Source organism: Roseateles microcysteis, assembly GCF_036880965.1.
Classification (GTDB): Bacteria; Pseudomonadota; Gammaproteobacteria; order Burkholderiales; family Burkholderiaceae_C; genus JAUASW01.
Genome location: NZ_JBAJMV010000010.1, coordinates 1 through 16,808, shown reverse-complemented (window position 1 = coordinate 16,808; position 16,808 = coordinate 1). Strand labels below are relative to the sequence as shown.

Annotated in this window: 14 protein-coding genes and 1 tRNA gene; 14 read left to right on the top strand and 1 reads right to left on the bottom strand. The window is 61.1% G+C overall.

Annotated elements, in window-relative coordinates:
• The 10 genes from V3596_RS21545 to rpoC all read left to right on the top strand — a co-directional run.
• Positions 1–123: EF-Tu C-terminal domain-related protein (locus tag V3596_RS21545; protein ID WP_465165651.1), on the top strand; the 123-nt coding region annotated here is incomplete at its 5' end.
• A gap of 15 nt (positions 124–138) precedes the next feature.
• Positions 139–214, top strand: a tRNA-Trp gene (locus tag V3596_RS21540).
• A 146-nt stretch (positions 215–360) separates the two neighbouring features.
• Entirely contained in the window at positions 361–744 is a 384-nt protein-coding gene (secE, locus tag V3596_RS21535; protein WP_334279896.1) for a preprotein translocase subunit SecE, read from the top strand.
• A gap of 13 nt (positions 745–757) precedes the next feature.
• On the top strand, positions 758–1,348 hold the full coding sequence (gene nusG / locus V3596_RS21530) for a transcription termination/antitermination protein NusG (RefSeq protein ID WP_334279895.1): 591 nt from the start codon (positions 758–760) through the stop codon (positions 1,346–1,348).
• 150 nt (positions 1,349–1,498) lie between these two features.
• Positions 1,499–1,930, top strand: coding sequence for a 50S ribosomal protein L11 (gene rplK, locus V3596_RS21525; RefSeq protein ID WP_282824755.1), 432 nt, complete (start codon positions 1,499–1,501; stop codon positions 1,928–1,930).
• Between the two features lie 2 nt (positions 1,931–1,932).
• Positions 1,933–2,640, top strand: coding sequence for a 50S ribosomal protein L1 (gene rplA / locus V3596_RS21520; RefSeq protein WP_334279894.1), 708 nt, complete (start codon positions 1,933–1,935; stop codon positions 2,638–2,640).
• 296 nt (positions 2,641–2,936) lie between these two features.
• The gene (gene rplJ, locus V3596_RS21515; RefSeq protein WP_334279893.1) at positions 2,937–3,470 is read left to right on the top strand and encodes a 50S ribosomal protein L10; all 534 of its coding nucleotides are present in this window, start codon (positions 2,937–2,939) and stop codon (positions 3,468–3,470) included.
• Positions 3,471–3,518: 48 nt separating this feature from the next.
• The gene (rplL, locus tag V3596_RS21510) at positions 3,519–3,899 is read left to right on the top strand and encodes a 50S ribosomal protein L7/L12 (protein WP_334279892.1); all 381 of its coding nucleotides are present in this window, start codon (positions 3,519–3,521) and stop codon (positions 3,897–3,899) included.
• Between the two features lie 324 nt (positions 3,900–4,223).
• A complete protein-coding gene (rpoB, locus tag V3596_RS21505; RefSeq protein ID WP_334279891.1) occupies positions 4,224–8,345 on the top strand; it encodes a DNA-directed RNA polymerase subunit beta in 4,122 nt (1,373 codons plus the stop codon).
• A 19-nt stretch (positions 8,346–8,364) separates the two neighbouring features.
• Entirely contained in the window at positions 8,365–12,582 is a 4,218-nt protein-coding gene (gene rpoC / locus V3596_RS21500) for a DNA-directed RNA polymerase subunit beta' (protein ID WP_334279890.1), read from the top strand.
• Positions 12,583–12,642: 60 nt separating this feature from the next.
• On the opposite strand, the gene V3596_RS21495 is transcribed toward rpoC, so the two are convergent.
• Positions 12,643–13,122, bottom strand: coding sequence for a putative toxin-antitoxin system toxin component, PIN family (locus tag V3596_RS21495; protein WP_334279889.1), 480 nt, complete (start codon positions 13,120–13,122; stop codon positions 12,643–12,645).
• Positions 13,123–13,358: 236 nt separating this feature from the next.
• Here V3596_RS21495 and rpsL point away from each other — a divergent pair, with 236 nt between their 5' ends.
• The 4 genes from rpsL to V3596_RS21475 all read left to right on the top strand — a co-directional run.
• Positions 13,359–13,733 carry a 30S ribosomal protein S12 gene (gene rpsL, locus V3596_RS21490; RefSeq protein WP_282824742.1) on the top strand — a complete coding sequence of 125 codons (375 nt, stop codon included), beginning with the start codon at positions 13,359–13,361 and terminating at the stop codon, positions 13,731–13,733.
• A 169-nt stretch (positions 13,734–13,902) separates the two neighbouring features.
• Complete coding sequence (gene rpsG, locus V3596_RS21485) at positions 13,903–14,373, top strand: 30S ribosomal protein S7 (protein WP_056194782.1); 471 nt, start codon at positions 13,903–13,905, stop codon at positions 14,371–14,373.
• 69 nt (positions 14,374–14,442) lie between these two features.
• Positions 14,443–16,545 (top strand): elongation factor G, encoded by a 2,103-nt coding sequence (gene fusA, locus V3596_RS21480; protein WP_334279888.1) that lies wholly within the window; start codon positions 14,443–14,445, stop codon positions 16,543–16,545.
• 140 nt (positions 16,546–16,685) lie between these two features.
• On the top strand, positions 16,686–16,808 hold a 123-nt coding region (locus V3596_RS21475), incomplete at its 3' end, for a GTP-binding protein (protein ID WP_017454492.1).

Below are 16,808 nucleotides of genomic sequence, written 5' to 3'. Positions count from 1 at the left end.
GACAACGTCAGCATCACCGTGAAGCTGATCGCTCCGATCGCCATGGAAACCGGTCTGCGCTTCGCTATCCGCGAAGGTGGCCGTACCGTCGGTTCGGGCGTGGTCGCTACGATCATTGCCTAAAGTTTGAAAGACCACAGGGGCATAGCTCAATTGGCAGAGCGTCGGTCTCCAAAACCGAAGGTTGGGGGTTCGAGACCCTCTGCCCCTGCCAGCGATTAGTCCTCTGCGATAATCGCCGGTTCCAGTGGTCAAGCAAGCAGCCCGCGGGAGTAATTCCCGGCGGGCTTTGCTGCTGATGGGTCTGTCCCGAATGTATTTGTCAGGCTGCGAGGCCGGGCCTGAAAGTTGAAGAGTTCAATGTCCAATACTCAAGTCGAAACAGTGACGACCGGCGCCGACAAGGCGAAGCTGGCCGGCGCCGTGGTGCTGCTGATCGGTGCACTGGCCGCGTACTACGCGCTGGCCAAGCAAGGCCCGATCGCGCAGTGGGCCGCGCTGCTGGTCTTGCTGGCCGCCGCTGCGGGCGCCTTCTTCACCTCCGAGTCTGGCAAGTCGCTGATCGCCTACGGTCAGGATTCGCTGCGCGAAGTGCGCAAGGTGGTCTGGCCGACCCGCAAGGAAGCAATGCAGATGACGGGCTACGTGTTTGCCTTTGTCGTCGTGATGGCCTTGTTCCTGTGGCTGACCGACAAGACGCTGGAATGGGTGCTGTACGACCTGATCCTGGGCTGGAAGCGCTAAAAGGAACGACGAGATGAGTGAAGAACTGAACGTCGTCGCAGGTGCAGAAGCTCCTGCAGCCCCCGCTGGCCTGCCCAAGCGCTGGTACGTGGTGCATGCCTATTCGGGCATGGAAAAGGCTGTTGAACGCAACCTGCGTGAGCGCATCGACCGCGCCGGCATGCAAGACAAGTTCGGCCGCATCCTGGTGCCGACCGAAGAAGTCGTTGAGCTCAAGAACGGCAAGAAGTCGGTCACCGAGCGTCGTTTCTTCCCCGGCTATGTGCTGGTCGAAATGGCGATGGAAGACGACACCTGGCACCTGGTCAAGCACACCTCCAAGGTGACCGGCTTTGTCGGTGGCGCCAAGAACCGCCCGGCTCCGATCTCGGAAGCCGAGGTCATGAAGATCGTCAACCAGATGCAAGAAGGCATCGAGAAGCCCCGGCCCAAGGTCGAGTGGACGGTGGGCGAGATCGTGCGCGTCAAGGACGGCCCGTTCACCGACTTCAACGGCGCGATCGAGGAAGTCAACTACGACAAGTCCAAGGTCCGCGTCTCGGTCACGATCTTCGGTCGTGCCACGCCGGTCGAGCTGGATTTCGGGCAAGTCGAGAAGGTTTAAGGCCTGTCGGTGCCTGGCGGTTTCGGCCGCTGCTACCGACCGTAGTCAGTCCGCAACGAGATGCGGACAAGAGGAGCAAAGGTAACCAGTCCTTTGCGCTAGCACTCAGGTGTCAATGCTTTGCCGCAATGACACTGTTTGGAGAGAAACATGGCAAAGAAGATTGTCGGCTTTATCAAGCTGCAAGTCGCTGCCGGCAAGGCGAACCCTTCGCCCCCGGTCGGTCCCGCACTGGGCCAACGTGGCCTGAACATCATGGAATTCTGCAAGGCGTTCAACGCCCAGACGCAGGGCCATGAGCCGGGCATGAAGCTGCCGGTGGTGATTACCGCCTTCGCAGACAAGAGCTTCACCTTCGTGATCAAGTCGCCCCCGGCGACCGCCCTGATCAAGAAGCTGGCCAAGGTCGAGAAGGGTTCGCCCCGCGCTCACCTGGACAAGGTCGGCAAGCTGACCCGCGCTCAGCTGGAAGAGATCGCCACGATCAAGCAGAAGGACCTGACGGCTGCCGGTATGGACGCCGCTGTTCGCACCATCGCTGGCTCGGCCCGCTCGATGGGCATCATCGTGGAAGGCGTCTGATCATGGCAAAGCTCACCAAGAAGCAGAAGGCCCTGCAAGGCAAGGTCGAAAGCACCAAGCTGTACGGTCTGAATGACGCTCTGACCCTGGTCAAGAGCCTGGCTACCGCCAAGTTCGACGAGTCGATTGACGTTGCAGTGCAACTCGGCATCGATGCGAAGAAGTCGGACCAAGTCGTTCGTGGCGCTGTCGTGCTGCCTAACGGCACCGGCAAGACCAAGCGCGTCGCCGTTTTCGCCCAGGGTGCCAAGGCTGAAGAAGCCAAGGCCGCTGGCGCTGACGTCGTCGGCATGGAAGACCTGGCTGAGCGCGTCAAGGCTGGCGACATGCCTTTCGACGTGGTCATTGCCTCGCCGGACACGATGCGTATCGTTGGTACCCTGGGTCAGATCCTGGGCCCGCGCGGCCTGATGCCTAACCCCAAGGTTGGCACCGTGACCCCGGACGTCGCCACCGCCGTCAAGAACGCCAAGGCTGGCCAGGTCCAGTTCCGCGTTGACAAGGCCGGCATCATCCACGGCACGATCGGCCGTCGCTCGTTCGACACCGACAAGCTGGAAGGCAACCTGCGCGCGCTGATCGAAGCTCTGAACAAGAGCAAGCCAGCGTCGAGCAAGGGCGTCTACCTGCGCAAGGTCGCCATTTCGTCGACGATGGGCGTTGGCGCCCGCGTGGACATCGGCTCGATCAACGCATCGGCTGCTGCCTAAGCTTGATTCAATTGAGGGGCGACGCGAGTCTGGCGTCGCACCGATGAATTGGTGGGGCGTTGCGAATGCAAATTCGCAGCGCGTCATCCAAGACCGCTGGTGTGAAGTCTCCGCAGTCCCGGGAGGCAACGCTTAATCAGAGACCTCGGTCTCAACCAGCGCAGATGGCGGTCCCGCTGCAAAGGATTTTTGCGCCGAGTTGAATTTCAACAGAGCGCAGTTTCCCGAAACAGAAGGTCGCTGAATCCCGGTGCCCGAAGGTCGCAAGACCGAGGGCGTAATGTGAGGAGTAGACCTTGAGTCTCAATCGCAACGAGAAGGCAGCTGTTGTCTCCGACGTGGCCGCGCAAGCAGCCAAGTCGCAGACTTTGGCGTTGGCCGAGTACCGTGGCCTCACCGTTGAAGCCTTGAACAAGCTGCGCGTCACTGCGCGTGCCCAAGGTGTGTATCTTCATGTGCTGAAGAACACCCTGGCACGTCGTGCTGTCGCCGGCACTTCGTTCGAAGCTGCATCGGATGCCATGGTCGGCCCGCTGATCTACGGCTTTTCGGAAGACGCTGTCGCGGCTGCCAAAGTCATCGCTGACTTTGCCAAGACCAACGACAAGCTCGTCATCAAGGGTGGTGCCTACGGTGGCAAGGCTCTGGATGTGGATGGTGTGAAGGCCCTGGCCTCCGTTCCGTCCAAGGAAGTCCTGCTGTCGCAAATCGCCGGCCTGCTGCTGTCGCCGGTGCAACGCACCGCGGCCGTGCTGGCAGCCCTGTCTGCAAAGCGTGGTGAAGGCGCTGCTTCTACTGAAGCCGCTGCTGAAGCCCCTGCTGCAGCCTAAGACGACGATATCGTCAAACGCAACCAATCTGTATTTAGGAAACACATCATGGCATTCGATAAAGACGCATTCCTGACCGCCCTGGACAGCATGACCGTTCTGGAACTGAACGATCTGGTCAAGGCAATTGAAGAGAAGTTCGGCGTGTCCGCCGCTTCGATGGCTGCTCCCGCTGCTGGCGGCGCTGCTGGCGGTGGCGCTGCTGCTGCTGAAGAAAAGACCGAGTTCAACGTTGTTCTGCTGGAAGCCGGCGCGAACAAGGTTGGCGTGATCAAGGCCGTGCGCGAAATCACCGGCCTGGGTCTGAAGGAAGCCAAGGACCTGGTCGACGGCGCTCCGAAGGCTGTCAAGGAAGGCATCGCCAAGGCCGACGCCGAAGCCGCCAAGAAGAAGCTGGAAGAAGCCGGCGCCAAGGTCGAACTCAAGTAAGACTTTGGGGAGGGGTGCTCCCCTCCACAACGCTAAAGGGGCGGTCCTTCGGACCTCCCCTTTAGTCGTCTAAGGGTTACTCCTGTAGAGAACAGTTGAAAGGCTCGCGCTCGGGTATGATGCGCGGTTCTTTCAAGTGCTCTCTGATCCGACTGCAGAGAGCCGGTTTGGTCGGGCCCGGGTGCAATGCCTGGGTTGTCCGCCAGCGGTTGGTAGTGGCCAACCACCAAGCATCGAGCCATCCGTTCTGGATCGGGTTCGAGTAGCCAGTCGCCGACGAAGCCCGTCCCACGGCCAGGGGTGGGCTCTCGACACGGAGTGTTTATGGCGCAAACAACCCCCTATAGCTATACCGAGCGCAAGCGAATCCGCAAGAGCTTCGGCAAGCGAGCGAGCGTTCTCAACGTTCCCTATTTGCTCACCATGCAGAAGGAGTCGTACGTCGCCTTCCTGCAAAAAGATACCCCCCCAGCGAAGCGCAAGCCTGAAGGCCTGCAAGCTGCTTTCCTTTCCGCGTTCCCGATTGTTTCGCACAACGGTTTCGTGGAAATGAAGTTCCTCGAATTCAACATCGCCAAGCCGCCCTTTGACACCCGCGAGTGCCAACAACGTGGCTTGACCTATGCAGCCGCCGTTCGTGCGCGCCTGCAGATGATCATCTATGACCGCGAATCGCCGCAGGCGAAGACCGTCAAGGAGATCAAGGAGCAAGAGGTCTACATGGGCGAAGTGCCTCTGATGACCGACTACGGCTCCTTCATCGTCAATGGCACCGAGCGTGTCATCGTCTCCCAGCTGCACCGTTCGCCCGGCGTGTTCTTTGAGCACGACAAGGGCAAGACGCACTCGTCCGGCAAGCTGCTGTTCTCGGCCCGCATCATTCCTTACCGCGGTTCGTGGCTCGACTTCGAGTTCGACCCCAAGGACGTGCTGTTCTTCCGTGTCGACCGTCGCCGCAAGATGCCGGTCACGATCCTGCTAAAGGCCATCGGCCTGAACCCCGAGCAGATCCTTGCGCACTTCTTCGTCTTCGACAATTTCCGTCTGATGGACGCCGGCGCGCAGATGGAATTCGTCGCCGACCGCCTGAAGGGCGAAGTCGCCCGCTTTGACATCACCGACAAGAGCGGTGCCGTCATCGTCGAGAAGGACAAGCGCATCACCGCCCGCCATGTGCGCCAGCTGGAGCAATCCGGCACGCAACACGTGACGGTGCCTGAAGACTTCCTGGTCGGCCGCATGCTGGCCAAGAACATGGTCGACGGCGACACCGGCGAGATCATCGCCAAGGCCAACGACGAGCTGACCGACGCGCTCTTGAAGAAGCTGCGCCAGGCCGGTATCAAGGAAGTCCAGTGCCTGTACACGAACGAGCTGAACGAAGGCGCCTACATCAGCCAGACCCTGGCTGCTGACGAAACCGCTGACCAACTGGCTGCCCGCGTTGCCATCTACCGCATGATGCGCCCCGGCGAGCCGCCGACGGAAGACGCGGTGGAAGCGCTGTTCAACCGCCTGTTCTACAGCGTCGATACGTACGACCTGTCGCGCGTGGGCCGCATGAAGTTCAACGCCCGTGTGGGTCGCGACACGCCGGAAGGCGCCATGGTGCTGTCCAACGAGGACATCCTCGACGTGGTCAAGATCCTCGTCGAGCTGCGCAATGGTCGCGGTGAAGTCGACGACATCGACCACCTGGGCAATCGTCGCGTGCGTTGCGTGGGCGAACTGGCTGAGAACCAGTACCGCTCGGGTCTCGCCCGTATCGAGAAGGCCGTCAAGGAACGTCTGGGCCAGGCCGAGACCGAGGCCCTGATGCCGCACGACCTGATCAACAGCAAGCCGATCTCGGCTGCACTGAAGGAATTCTTCGGTGCCTCGCAGCTGTCGCAGTTCATGGACCAGACCAACCCGCTGTCGGAAATCACGCACAAGCGTCGTGTTTCCGCTCTTGGCCCGGGTGGTCTGACACGCGAGCGCGCCGGCTTCGAAGTCCGTGACGTGCACCCGACCCATTACGGCCGCGTCTGCCCGATCGAAACGCCGGAAGGCCCGAACATCGGCCTGATCAACTCGCTGGCTCTGTACGCCCAGCTGAACGAATACGGCTTCCTCGAGACGCCGTACCGTCGCGTGGTGGACGGCAAGGTCACCGACCAGATCGACTACCTGTCGGCCATCGAAGAAGGCAAGTACGTCATCGCCCAGGCGAACGCCTCGCTGAACGAGCAAGGCCAGCTGATCGACGAACTGGTGTCTGCCCGTGAAAACGGCGAATCGGTGCTGACCTCGCCGGAACGCATCCAGTACATGGACGTGGCCCCGACGCAGATCGTGTCGGTGGCTGCTTCGCTGGTGCCCTTCCTCGAGCACGACGATGCGAACCGCGCACTGATGGGCGCCAACATGCAGCGTCAGGCCGTGCCGACCCTGCGCCCCGAAAAGGCGCTGGTGGGTACCGGTGTCGAGCGTGTGGCAGCCAAGGACTCGGGTACCGTGGTCGCGGCGCGTCGCGGCGGTGTGGTCGACTATGTCGACACCAACCGCATCGTGATTCGCGTCAACGACAACGAGACCGTGGCCGGTGAAGTTGGTGTCGACATCTACAACCTGATCAAGTATCAGCGTTCGAACCAGAACACCAACATTCACCAGCGTCCGATCGTCAAGCGCGGCGACAAGGTCGCAGCGGAAGACATCATTGCGGACGGCGCATCGACCGACATCGGCGAACTGGCCCTGGGCCAGAACATGCTGGTGGCGTTCATGCCCTGGAATGGCTACAACTTCGAAGACTCCATCCTGATCTCCGAGCGCGTGATCGCCGAAGACCGCTACACCTCGATTCACATCGAGGAGCTGGTGGTCAACGCGCGTGACACCAAGCTTGGCAGCGAAGAAATCACCCGCGACATCCCCAACCTGTCCGAGCAGCAACTGGCTCGCCTGGACGAGTCGGGCATCGTGTACGTCGGTGCAGAAGTCGGCCCTGGCGACGTGCTGGTGGGCAAGGTCACGCCCAAGGGCGAGACCACGCTGACGCCTGAAGAAAAGCTGCTGCGCGCCATCTTCGGCGAGAAGGCCTCCGACGTGAAGGACACGTCCCTGCGCGTCGACCAAGGCACGCAAGGCACTGTCATCGACGTGCAGGTCTTCACCCGTGAAGGTATCCAGCGTGACAAGCGCGCCCAGCAGATCATTGACGACGAGCTGAAGCGCTTCCGCCTGGACCTGAACGACCAGCTGCGCATCGTCGAGAGCGACGCTTTCGACCGTATCGAGAAGCTGCTGGTGGGCCGCGTGGCCAACGGCGGCCCGCAGAAGATCGCCAAGGGCACTGTCATCAGCAAGGACTACCTGGCTGGCGTCGAGAAGTTCCACTGGTTCGACGTGCGTCCTGCCGAGGACGACATCGCCAACCAGCTCGAGTCCATCAAGAACTCGCTGGAGCAGACCCGTCACTCGTTCGATCTGGCCTTCGAAGAGAAGCGCAAGAAGCTGACGCAAGGCGACGAGCTGCCGGCTGGCGTGCTGAAGATGGTCAAGGTCTACCTGGCCGTCAAGCGCCGCCTGCAGCCTGGCGACAAGATGGCCGGCCGTCACGGCAACAAGGGCGTGGTCTCCAAGGTCGTGCCTGTTGAAGACATGCCTTACATGGCCGACGGCACCACCGCCGACATCGTTCTGAACCCGCTGGGTGTGCCCTCGCGGATGAACGTCGGTCAGGTGCTGGAAGTCCACCTGGGCTGGGCTGGCAAGGGCATTGGCCAGCGCATCGGCGACATGCTGCAACAGCATGCCGCCGTCAGCGAACTGCGCAAGTTCCTGGACGAGCTGTACAACAAGAACGGCGGCAAGGCCGAGAGCATTGACGAGCTGAGCGACGCCGAAGTCATCGAGATGGCCGGCAACCTGTCCAAGGGTGTGCCGTTCGCAACGCCGGTGTTCGACGGTGCCAAGGAAGAAGAAATCCGCGGCATGCTGAAGCTGGCCTATCCGGACGACATCGCTGCGAAGAAGGGCCTGACCCCGACCCGTACGCAGGCCTTCCTGTATGACGGCCGCACCGGCGAGCAGTTCGAGCGTCCCACGACGGTTGGCTACATGCACGTGCTGAAGCTGCATCACCTGGTCGACGACAAGATGCACGCCCGTTCTACCGGCCCGTACTCGCTTGTCACGCAGCAGCCGCTGGGCGGCAAGGCCCAGTTCGGTGGCCAGCGTTTCGGTGAAATGGAAGTGTGGGCGCTGGAAGCTTATGGCGCCTCTTACATCCTGCAGGAAATGCTGACTGTGAAGTCCGACGACGTGAATGGCCGGACCAAGGTCTACGAGTCCATCGTCAAGGGTGAGCACGCCATCGAAGCCGGCATGCCGGAATCGTTCAATGTGCTGGTCAAGGAAATTCGTTCCCTTGGCATCGACATTGAACTCGAGCGCAACTAATTAGGAACAGGAGAGACACATGAAAGGTTTGCTGGACCTGTTCAAGCAATTCACGCCCGACGAGCACTTCGACGCGATCAAAATCGGGCTCGCATCGCCCGAGAAGATCCGTTCGTGGTCCTTCGGCGAAGTGAAGAAGCCCGAGACCATCAACTACCGGACTTTCAAGCCCGAGCGTGATGGCCTGTTCTGCGCCAAGATCTTCGGCCCGATCAAGGACTACGAGTGCCTGTGCGGCAAGTACAAGCGCCTGAAGCATCGTGGCGTGATCTGCGAGAAGTGCGGCGTCGAAGTCACCCAGACCAAGGTTCGTCGTGAGCGCATGGGTCACATCGACCTGGCCGCTCCCTGCGCGCACATCTGGTTCCTGAAGTCGCTTCCCAGCCGTCTGGGCCTGGTGCTCGACATGACGCTGCGCGACATCGAACGCGTGCTGTACTTCGAAGCCTACGTCGTTGTCGATTCGGGCATGACGCCGCTGAAGAAGTTCTCGATCATGACCGAGGACGACTACGACGCGAAGCGCATCGAGTACGGTGACGAGTTCATCGCGCTGATGGGTGCCGAAGGCGTCAAGAAGTTGCTGGAAGATATGGATCTCGATGTCGAGATCGATCGCCTGCGCAACGACATGACCGGCTCGGAACTCAAGGTCAAGAAGAATTCCAAGCGCCTCAAGGTGATGGAAGCCTTCAAGCGTTCGGGCATCAAGCCGAACTGGATGGTGCTGGACGTGCTGCCCGTGCTGCCGCCGGACCTGCGTCCGCTGGTGCCTCTGGATGGTGGCCGCTTCGCGACCTCTGACCTGAACGACCTGTATCGCCGCGTCATCAATCGCAACAACCGTCTGGCTCGTCTGCTGGAGTTGAAGGCCCCTGAAATCATCGTGCGCAACGAAAAGCGCATGCTGCAGGAAGCCGTCGACTCGCTGCTGGACAACGGCCGTCGTGGCAAGGCCATGACCGGTGCGAACAAGCGTGCCCTCAAGTCGCTGGCCGACATGATCAAGGGCAAGAGCGGTCGCTTCCGTCAGAACTTGCTTGGCAAGCGCGTCGACTACTCGGGTCGTTCGGTCATTACCGTCGGCCCGACGCTGAAGCTGCACCAGTGCGGTCTTCCGAAGCTGATGGCGCTCGAGCTGTTCAAGCCCTTCATCTTCTCGCGCCTCGAAGCCATGGGCATCGCGACGACGATCAAGGCCGCAAAGAAGGAAGTCGAATCCGGCACGCCGGTGGTCTGGGACATCCTGGAAGAGGTCATCAAGGAGCATCCGGTTCTCTTGAACCGCGCACCGACGCTGCACCGTCTGGGCATCCAGGCTTTCGAGCCGGTGCTGATTGAAGGCAAGGCCATCCAGCTGCATCCGCTGGTCTGCGCCGCCTTCAACGCCGACTTCGACGGTGACCAGATGGCCGTTCACGTCCCGCTGTCGATCGAAGCGCAGATGGAAGCCCGCACGCTGATGCTGGCCTCCAACAACGTGCTGTTCCCGGCTTCGGGTGAACCGTCCATCGTCCCGTCGCAAGACGTGGTGCTGGGCCTTTACTACGCCACCCGTGACCGCATCAACGCCAAGGGCGAAGGCCTGATCTTCTCGGACGTCAGCGAAATGCTGCGCGCCCTGGAGAACGGTGCTGTTGAAATCACGGCCAAGATCTCGGTCCGTCTGACCGAGTACAGCAAGGGTGCCGATGGTGAATGGGTACCGGAAACCAAGCTGGTCGACACAACCGTTGGTCGTGCGTTGCTGAGCGAGATCCTGCCCAAGGGCCTGCCGTTCTCGAACATCAACAAGGCGTTGAAGAAGAAGGAAATCTCGCGCCTGATCAACACGTCCTTCCGCAAGTGCGGCCTGAAGGAAACCGTGGTGCTGGCCGACAAGCTGCTGCAAAGCGGCTTCAAGCTTGCAACACGCGCCGGCATCTCGATCGCCATCGACGACATGCTGGTTCCGAAGCAGAAGGTTGAGCTGATCGCGCGCGCCGAAGCGGAAGTCAAGGAAATCGAGCAGCAGTACGTCTCGGGCCTGGTGACCGCCGGCGAACGCTACAACAAGGTCGTGGACATCTGGGGCAAGACCGGCGACGAAGTCGGCAAGGTCATGATGAGCCAGCTGTCCAAGCAGAAGACCATCGACCGTCACGGCAAGGAAGTGGATCAGGAGTCTTTCAACTCCATCTACATGATGGCCGACTCCGGTGCCCGCGGTAGCGCGGCCCAGATTCGCCAGCTGTCCGGCATGCGGGGCCTGATGGCCAAGCCTGACGGCTCGATCATCGAGACGCCGATCACGGCGAACTTCCGCGAAGGCCTGAACGTTCTGCAGTACTTCATCTCCACCCACGGTGCTCGTAAGGGCCTGGCGGATACGGCGCTGAAGACCGCGAACTCGGGCTACCTGACCCGCCGTCTGGTGGACGTGACCCAGGATCTGGTCGTCACCGAGGTCGACTGCGGCACCGACAACGGCATCGCCATGCGCGCGCTGGTTGAAGGTGGTGAAGTCATCGAGTCCCTGCGTGACCGCGTGCTGGGTCGTGTTGCTGCCATCGACGTGCTGCATCCCGAGACGCAAGTCGTCGTGCTGGAAGCCGGCAAGATGCTGGACGAAGACACGCTGGACATGCTGGAGCAAGCCGGCGTCGACGAGATCAAGGCCCGCACCCCGCTGACCTGCGCCACGCGCTTCGGCCTCTGCGCCAAGTGCTATGGCCGCGATCTGGGTCGTGGTGGCCTGGTGAATACCGGTGAGGCCGTGGGCGTGATCGCTGCACAGTCGATCGGTGAGCCGGGCACCCAGCTGACCATGCGTACCTTCCACATCGGTGGTGCGGCATCGCGTGCAGCCGTGGCCTCGAGCGTCGAAGCCAAGTCGGACGGCATCATCGGCTTCAATGCCACGATGCGCTACGTGACCAACGGCAAGGGCGAGTTGGTGGTGATTTCGCGTTCCGGCGAAATCATCATTGCCGACCAGCACGGTCGTGAGCGCGAGCGTCACAAGGTGCCGTACGGTGCGATCCTGTCGATCAAGATCGACCAGACCATCAAGGCTGGCACCATCTTGGCCAACTGGGACCCGCTGACGCGCCCGATCATTACCGAGTTCGCCGGTCAGGCGAAGTTCGAGAACGTCGAAGAAGGCGTGACCGTGGCCAAGCAGGTCGACGAAGTGACCGGTCTGTCCACCCTGGTGGTGATCGATCCGAAGCGTCGTGGTGCTGCCAAGGTCATCCGTCCTCAGGTCAAGCTGCTCGATTCGAACGGCAACGAAGTCAAGATCCCCGGTACCGATCACTCGGTGAACATCGCCTTCCAGGTCGGCTCGCTGATCCAGGTGCGCGATGGCCAGGAACTGGCGCCGGGCGAAGTGCTGGCACGTATCCCGGTTGAAGGCCAGAAGACTCGAGACATTACCGGCGGTCTGCCGCGCGTGGCCGAGCTGTTCGAAGCCCGTTCGCCCAAGGATGTGGGCGTGCTGGCCGAGCAGACCGGTACCGTGTCCTTCGGCAAGGAGACCAAGGGCAAGGTTCGCCTGGAAATCACCGACCCCGATGGCAAGAAGCACGAAGAGCTGGTGCCCAAGGAAAAGAACATCCTGGTGCACGAAGGCCAGGTGGTCAACCGCGGCGAATTGATTGTGGACGGCTCTGCCGACCCGCAAGACATCCTGCGTCTCCTGGGTATCGAAGAGCTGGCCCGCTACATCGTTGACGAAGTGCAGGACGTGTACCGCTTGCAGGGCGTGAAGATCAACGACAAGCACATCGAGGTGATCGTTCGCCAGATGCTGCGTCGCGTGCAGATCACGAACTCGGGCGACTCGCGCTACATCGTCGGTGAGCAGGTCGAGCGTTCGGAACTGCTGGACACCAACGACCGCCTGCGTGCCGAAGGCAAGCTGATCGCCACGCATGCCGACGTGCTGCTGGGTATCACCAAGGCTTCGCTGTCGACCGACTCCTTCATCTCGGCCGCTTCCTTCCAGGAAACGACCCGCGTGCTTACCGAGGCTGCCATCATGGGCAAGCGCGACGAGCTGCGCGGCTTGAAGGAAAACGTCATCGTGGGTCGCCTGATACCCGCCGGTACCGGCATGGCCTTCCACCTGGCCCGCAAGGCCAAGGAAGAAATGGACGACGCCGAGCGCCGCTCCATCGCCATGCAGGAAGCCGAGGAACTGGCTGCTGCACAGATGTCCAGCATCGATGCGCCGGGCGAGGGTGCGGCCGAGTAATCGCGCCAGGCTCTTCAGCCACAAGGGCTGCCGCACCCCCGGGTCGGCAGCCCTTTTTCTTTAAGGCGGCGCTTCGAGTTGGGCCTTGATCCACAGCTCCGGTTTCTGGATCGTCAGGCCGCAGAGCTTGTTCGCCCGCCTGGCAAGCGCCAGCACGGCGCGGTCCCGTGAAATCAGCCAGCGTGCACCGGCGGACACTGCCAGGTCGATAAACATCTGGTCGTCCGGATCCCGGCAGGCCAGTCGCAGGTCTTTTGGCGGCGCCGGCTCGATTGAGCGGCACCAATGGGCGAAGGCATCCTCGATGGCTGTCAGGTCGGGCTTTCGCTCGGCCGCCACACCTCGGCCCAGCACGTGAAGCAGCTCAGCTTTCATGTCTGGTGTGCCAATCCAGGCAACTTGGCCGCTCTGGACGGCCTCGACCAGCGGCGCAATCGAGGGCTCGCGAAACACCAGCCAGTCCATGATGACCTGGGTGTCGATGACGATTTGCGGTGGATTCATTGGCAGCGCAGCATAGCCTCCGGCCTTCTTCTCCATGGCAACTCAAGCACCCCTTGTGCGGAAAACCCTGACTGGTCTACAATCGCGGGCTCTCCAGCAGGCTTTGCTGCGCCTACGCGCGTCGGTTTTCTGGAAACTTCGACGCACTGCGCTCCGGCGTGGTGCGTTTGCTCGTTTCCAAAACATGGCGACATTCGGTGGCGCAGCCCGGTTTGCGGCCGTTGTGGCCGTCGCTGCTGGGGGATGTGACTTCAAACGGGAACAAGTTACTTATGCCAACTATCAATCAGCTCGTGCGCCAAGGCCGTCAGGCCGAGGTCACGAAATCCAAGTCGCCGGCGATGCAGGACTGCCCGCAGCGCCGCGGCGTTTGCACCCGCGTGTACACCACGACGCCGAAGAAGCCGAATTCGGCTCTGCGTAAGGTTGCCAAGGTGCGCCTGACCAACGGTTTCGAGGTCATCTCGTACATCGGCGGTGAAGGCCACAACCTGCAAGAGCACAGCGTCGTGCTGGTCCGCGGCGGCCGGGTCAAGGACTTGCCCGGTGTGCGTTACCACATCGTGCGCGGTTCGCTCGACCTGCAGGGCGTCAAGGATCGCAAGCAGTCGCGTTCCAAGTACGGCGCGAAGCGCCCGAAGAAGTAATCAATAAAGAGCTTGTCATGGCCAGCCTTTGAGCTGAGCCGGATGTTTAGCGGTTTGTGTGACCCGTTGAAGGGCGCAGCAACCGAGTAAGTGAATGGCCCCAATGTCGGTGGTCGTTCAACGGTGAAGGGCTCAGCCCCGAACCAACTGAAGCAAGAGGAAGATTCCCATGCCACGTCGTCGCGAAGTACCCAAGCGCGAAATCCTGCCTGACCCGAAGTTCGGTAGCGTTGATCTGTCCAAGTTCATGAACGTCATCATGGAATCGGGCAAGAAGGCCGTTGCAGAGCGCATCATTTACGGTGCCCTGGAACAAGTCGAAAAGAAGATCGGCAAGGATCCGCTGGAAGTGTTCATGGTCGCCCTGAACAACGTCAAGCCGATGGTTGAAGTGAAGTCCCGCCGCGTCGGCGGTGCGAACTACCAAGTTCCCGTGGAAGTTCGCCCCGTCCGTCGCATGGCTCTGGCTATGCGCTGGCTGAAGGAATCCGCCCGCAAGCGTGGCGAGAAGTCGATGGCACAGCGTCTGGCCAACGAGCTGCTGGAGGCCGCTGAAGGCCGTGGCGGCGCGATGAAGAAGCGCGACGAAGTTCACCGCATGGCTGAAGCCAACAAGGCTTTCTCGCACTTCCGCTTCTAAACTAGACCCCTTCGGCCGCCTCGGGTTTTTACCAACCCGATGGCGGCTCACTGCATTTGGAGCAATACCATGGCCCGCAAGACCCCCATCGAGCGCTACCGCAATATCGGTATCTCTGCGCACATCGATGCTGGCAAGACCACCACGACCGAACGTATCCTGTTTTACACGGGCGTGAACCACAAGATCGGTGAAGTGCATGATGGCGCGGCCACCATGGACTGGATGGAGCAGGAGCAAGAGCGTGGCATCACGATCACGTCCGCTGCCACGACCTGCTTCTGGAAGGGCATGGACCTGGCCCGCCCCGAGCACCGCATCAACATCATCGACACCCCCGGACACGTTGACTTCACCATTGAAGTTGAGCGCTCGATGCGCGTCCTGGACGGTGCCTGCATGGTGTACTGCGCCGTGGGCGGCGTGCAGCCGCAGTCGGAAACCGTCTGGCGTCAGGCCAACAAGTACAAGGTGCCGCGTCTGGCCTTTGTGAACAAGATGGACCGTACCGGTGCCAACTTCTACAAGGTCGTTGACCAGATGAAGCTGCGCCTGAAGGCAAACCCGGTGCCTATCGTTCTGCCGATCGGCGCCGAAGAAAACTTCAAGGGCGTGATCGACCTGATCAAGATGAAGGCCATCTTCTGGGACGAGGCATCGCAGGGCATGAAGTTCGACTACCGCGACATCCCGGCTGAAATGCTGGCCGATGCGCAAAAGTGGCGCGACAACATGGTCGAAGCGGCCGCCGAGTCCAGCGAAGACATGATGAACAAGTACCTCGAGTCGGGTGAGCTGACCGAGGAAGACATTGTTCTGGGCATCCGTACCCGCACGATCGCTGCTGAAATCCAGCCGATGTTCTGCGGCACGGCCTTCAAGAACAAGGGCGTGCAGCGCATGCTGGACGGCGTGATCGACTTCATGCCTTCGCCGATTGACGTCCCGCCCGTGCCTGGCACCGACGAAGACGACCAGCCGACGACCCGCGACGCTTCGGACACGGCCAAGTTCTCGGCCCTGGCCTTCAAGCTGATGACTGACCCCTATGTGGGCCAGCTGACCTTTGTGCGCGTCTATTCGGGCGTGCTGAAGTCGGGCGACTCGGTGTTCAACCCGATCCGCGGCAAGAAGGAACGTATCGGCCGTATTCTGCAGATGCACGCCAACCAGCGTGAAGAAATCTCGGAAATTCTGGCTGGCGACATCGCTGCCTGCGTGGGCCTGAAGGACGTGACGACCGGCGAAACGCTGTGCGATCCGGAATCGATCATCACCCTCGAAAAGATGGTGTTCCCGGAGCCGGTGATTTCGCAGGCTGTCGAGCCCAAGACCAAGGCCGACCAGGAAAAGATGGGTATCGCCCTGGGCCGCCTGGCCAAGGAAGATCCGTCGTTCCGCCTGCGTACCGACGAAGAATCGGGCCAGACCATCATTTCCGGCATGGGTGAGCTCCATCTGGAAATCATTGTCGACCGCATGAAGCGCGAGTTCGGCGTGGAAGCCAACGTCGGCAAGCCGCAAGTGGCCTACCGCGAAACCATCCGCAAGTCGGCCACCGACGTGGAAGGCAAGTTCGTGCGTCAGTCCGGCGGTAAGGGCCAGTACGGCCACGTGGTGCTGACCGTCGAACCGCAAGAAGCCGGCAAGGGCTTCGAGTTCGTCGACGCGATCAAGGGCGGCGTGGTTCCTCGCGAATTCATCCCCGCGGTCGAAAAGGGCATCATCGACAGCCTGCCGAACGGCGTGCTGGCCGGCTTCCCGGTCGTGGATGTGAAGGTCACGCTGACCTTCGGTTCGTACCACGAAGTCGACTCGAACGAAAACGCGTTCAAGATGGCGGCCTCGATGGGCTTCAAGGAAGGCTGCCGCAAGGCTTCGCCGGTGATCCTGGAGCCGATGATGGCCGTGGAAGTTGAAACGCCGGAAGACTATGCTGGTAACGTGATGGGCGACCTGTCCAGCCGTCGTGGCATGGTGCAGGGCATGGACGACATGGTCGGCGGCGGCAAGGTCATCAAGGCCGAGGTTCCGCTGTCGGAAATGTTCGGTTACTCGACGACCCTGCGCTCGATGTCGCAAGGTCGTGCCACGTACACGATGGAGTTCAAGCACTACAGCGAAGCTCCGAAGAACGTGGCCGACGCGATCATCACCGCTCGCGGCAAGTAAGACTCAAGCCGGGGCGCGGGCCCCGGCTTTCCCAATTCGTCTTCGTCGAAGTTCTCCCGTTTGCCAGTCGGCGGGAATCAAGTGCTCGATGGAAACGCTAAACCAACAGACTGGCGCATGCTCTTTTCTGGAGATTTGAAATGGCAAAAGGTAAATTCGAACGGACCAAGCCGCACGTCAATGTGGGCACGATCGGTCACGTTGACCACGGCAAGACCACGCTGACGGCTGCAATCGCCACGGTGCTGTCGAAGAAGTTCGGC

Excerpts from the sequence above, each read along its gene's own strand:
- secE (WP_334279896.1), top strand. The coding sequence starts at position 361 with ATGTCCAATACTCAAGTCGAAACAGTGACGACCGGCGCCGACAAGGCG.
- nusG (WP_334279895.1), top strand. The coding sequence starts at position 758 with ATGAGTGAAGAACTGAACGTCGTCGCAGGTGCAGAAGCTCCTGCAGCC.
- rplK (WP_282824755.1), top strand. The coding sequence starts at position 1,499 with ATGGCAAAGAAGATTGTCGGCTTTATCAAGCTGCAAGTCGCTGCCGGC.
- rplA (WP_334279894.1), top strand. The coding sequence starts at position 1,933 with ATGGCAAAGCTCACCAAGAAGCAGAAGGCCCTGCAAGGCAAGGTCGAA.
- rplL (WP_334279892.1), top strand. The coding sequence starts at position 3,519 with ATGGCATTCGATAAAGACGCATTCCTGACCGCCCTGGACAGCATGACC.
- rpoB (WP_334279891.1), top strand. The coding sequence starts at position 4,224 with ATGGCGCAAACAACCCCCTATAGCTATACCGAGCGCAAGCGAATCCGC.
- rpoC (WP_334279890.1), top strand. The coding sequence starts at position 8,365 with ATGAAAGGTTTGCTGGACCTGTTCAAGCAATTCACGCCCGACGAGCAC.
- V3596_RS21495 (WP_334279889.1), bottom strand. The coding sequence starts at position 13,122 with ATGGAGAAGAAGGCCGGAGGCTATGCTGCGCTGCCAATGAATCCACCG.
- rpsL (WP_282824742.1), top strand. The coding sequence starts at position 13,359 with ATGCCAACTATCAATCAGCTCGTGCGCCAAGGCCGTCAGGCCGAGGTC.
- rpsG (WP_056194782.1), top strand. The coding sequence starts at position 13,903 with ATGCCACGTCGTCGCGAAGTACCCAAGCGCGAAATCCTGCCTGACCCG.
- fusA (WP_334279888.1), top strand. The coding sequence starts at position 14,443 with ATGGCCCGCAAGACCCCCATCGAGCGCTACCGCAATATCGGTATCTCT.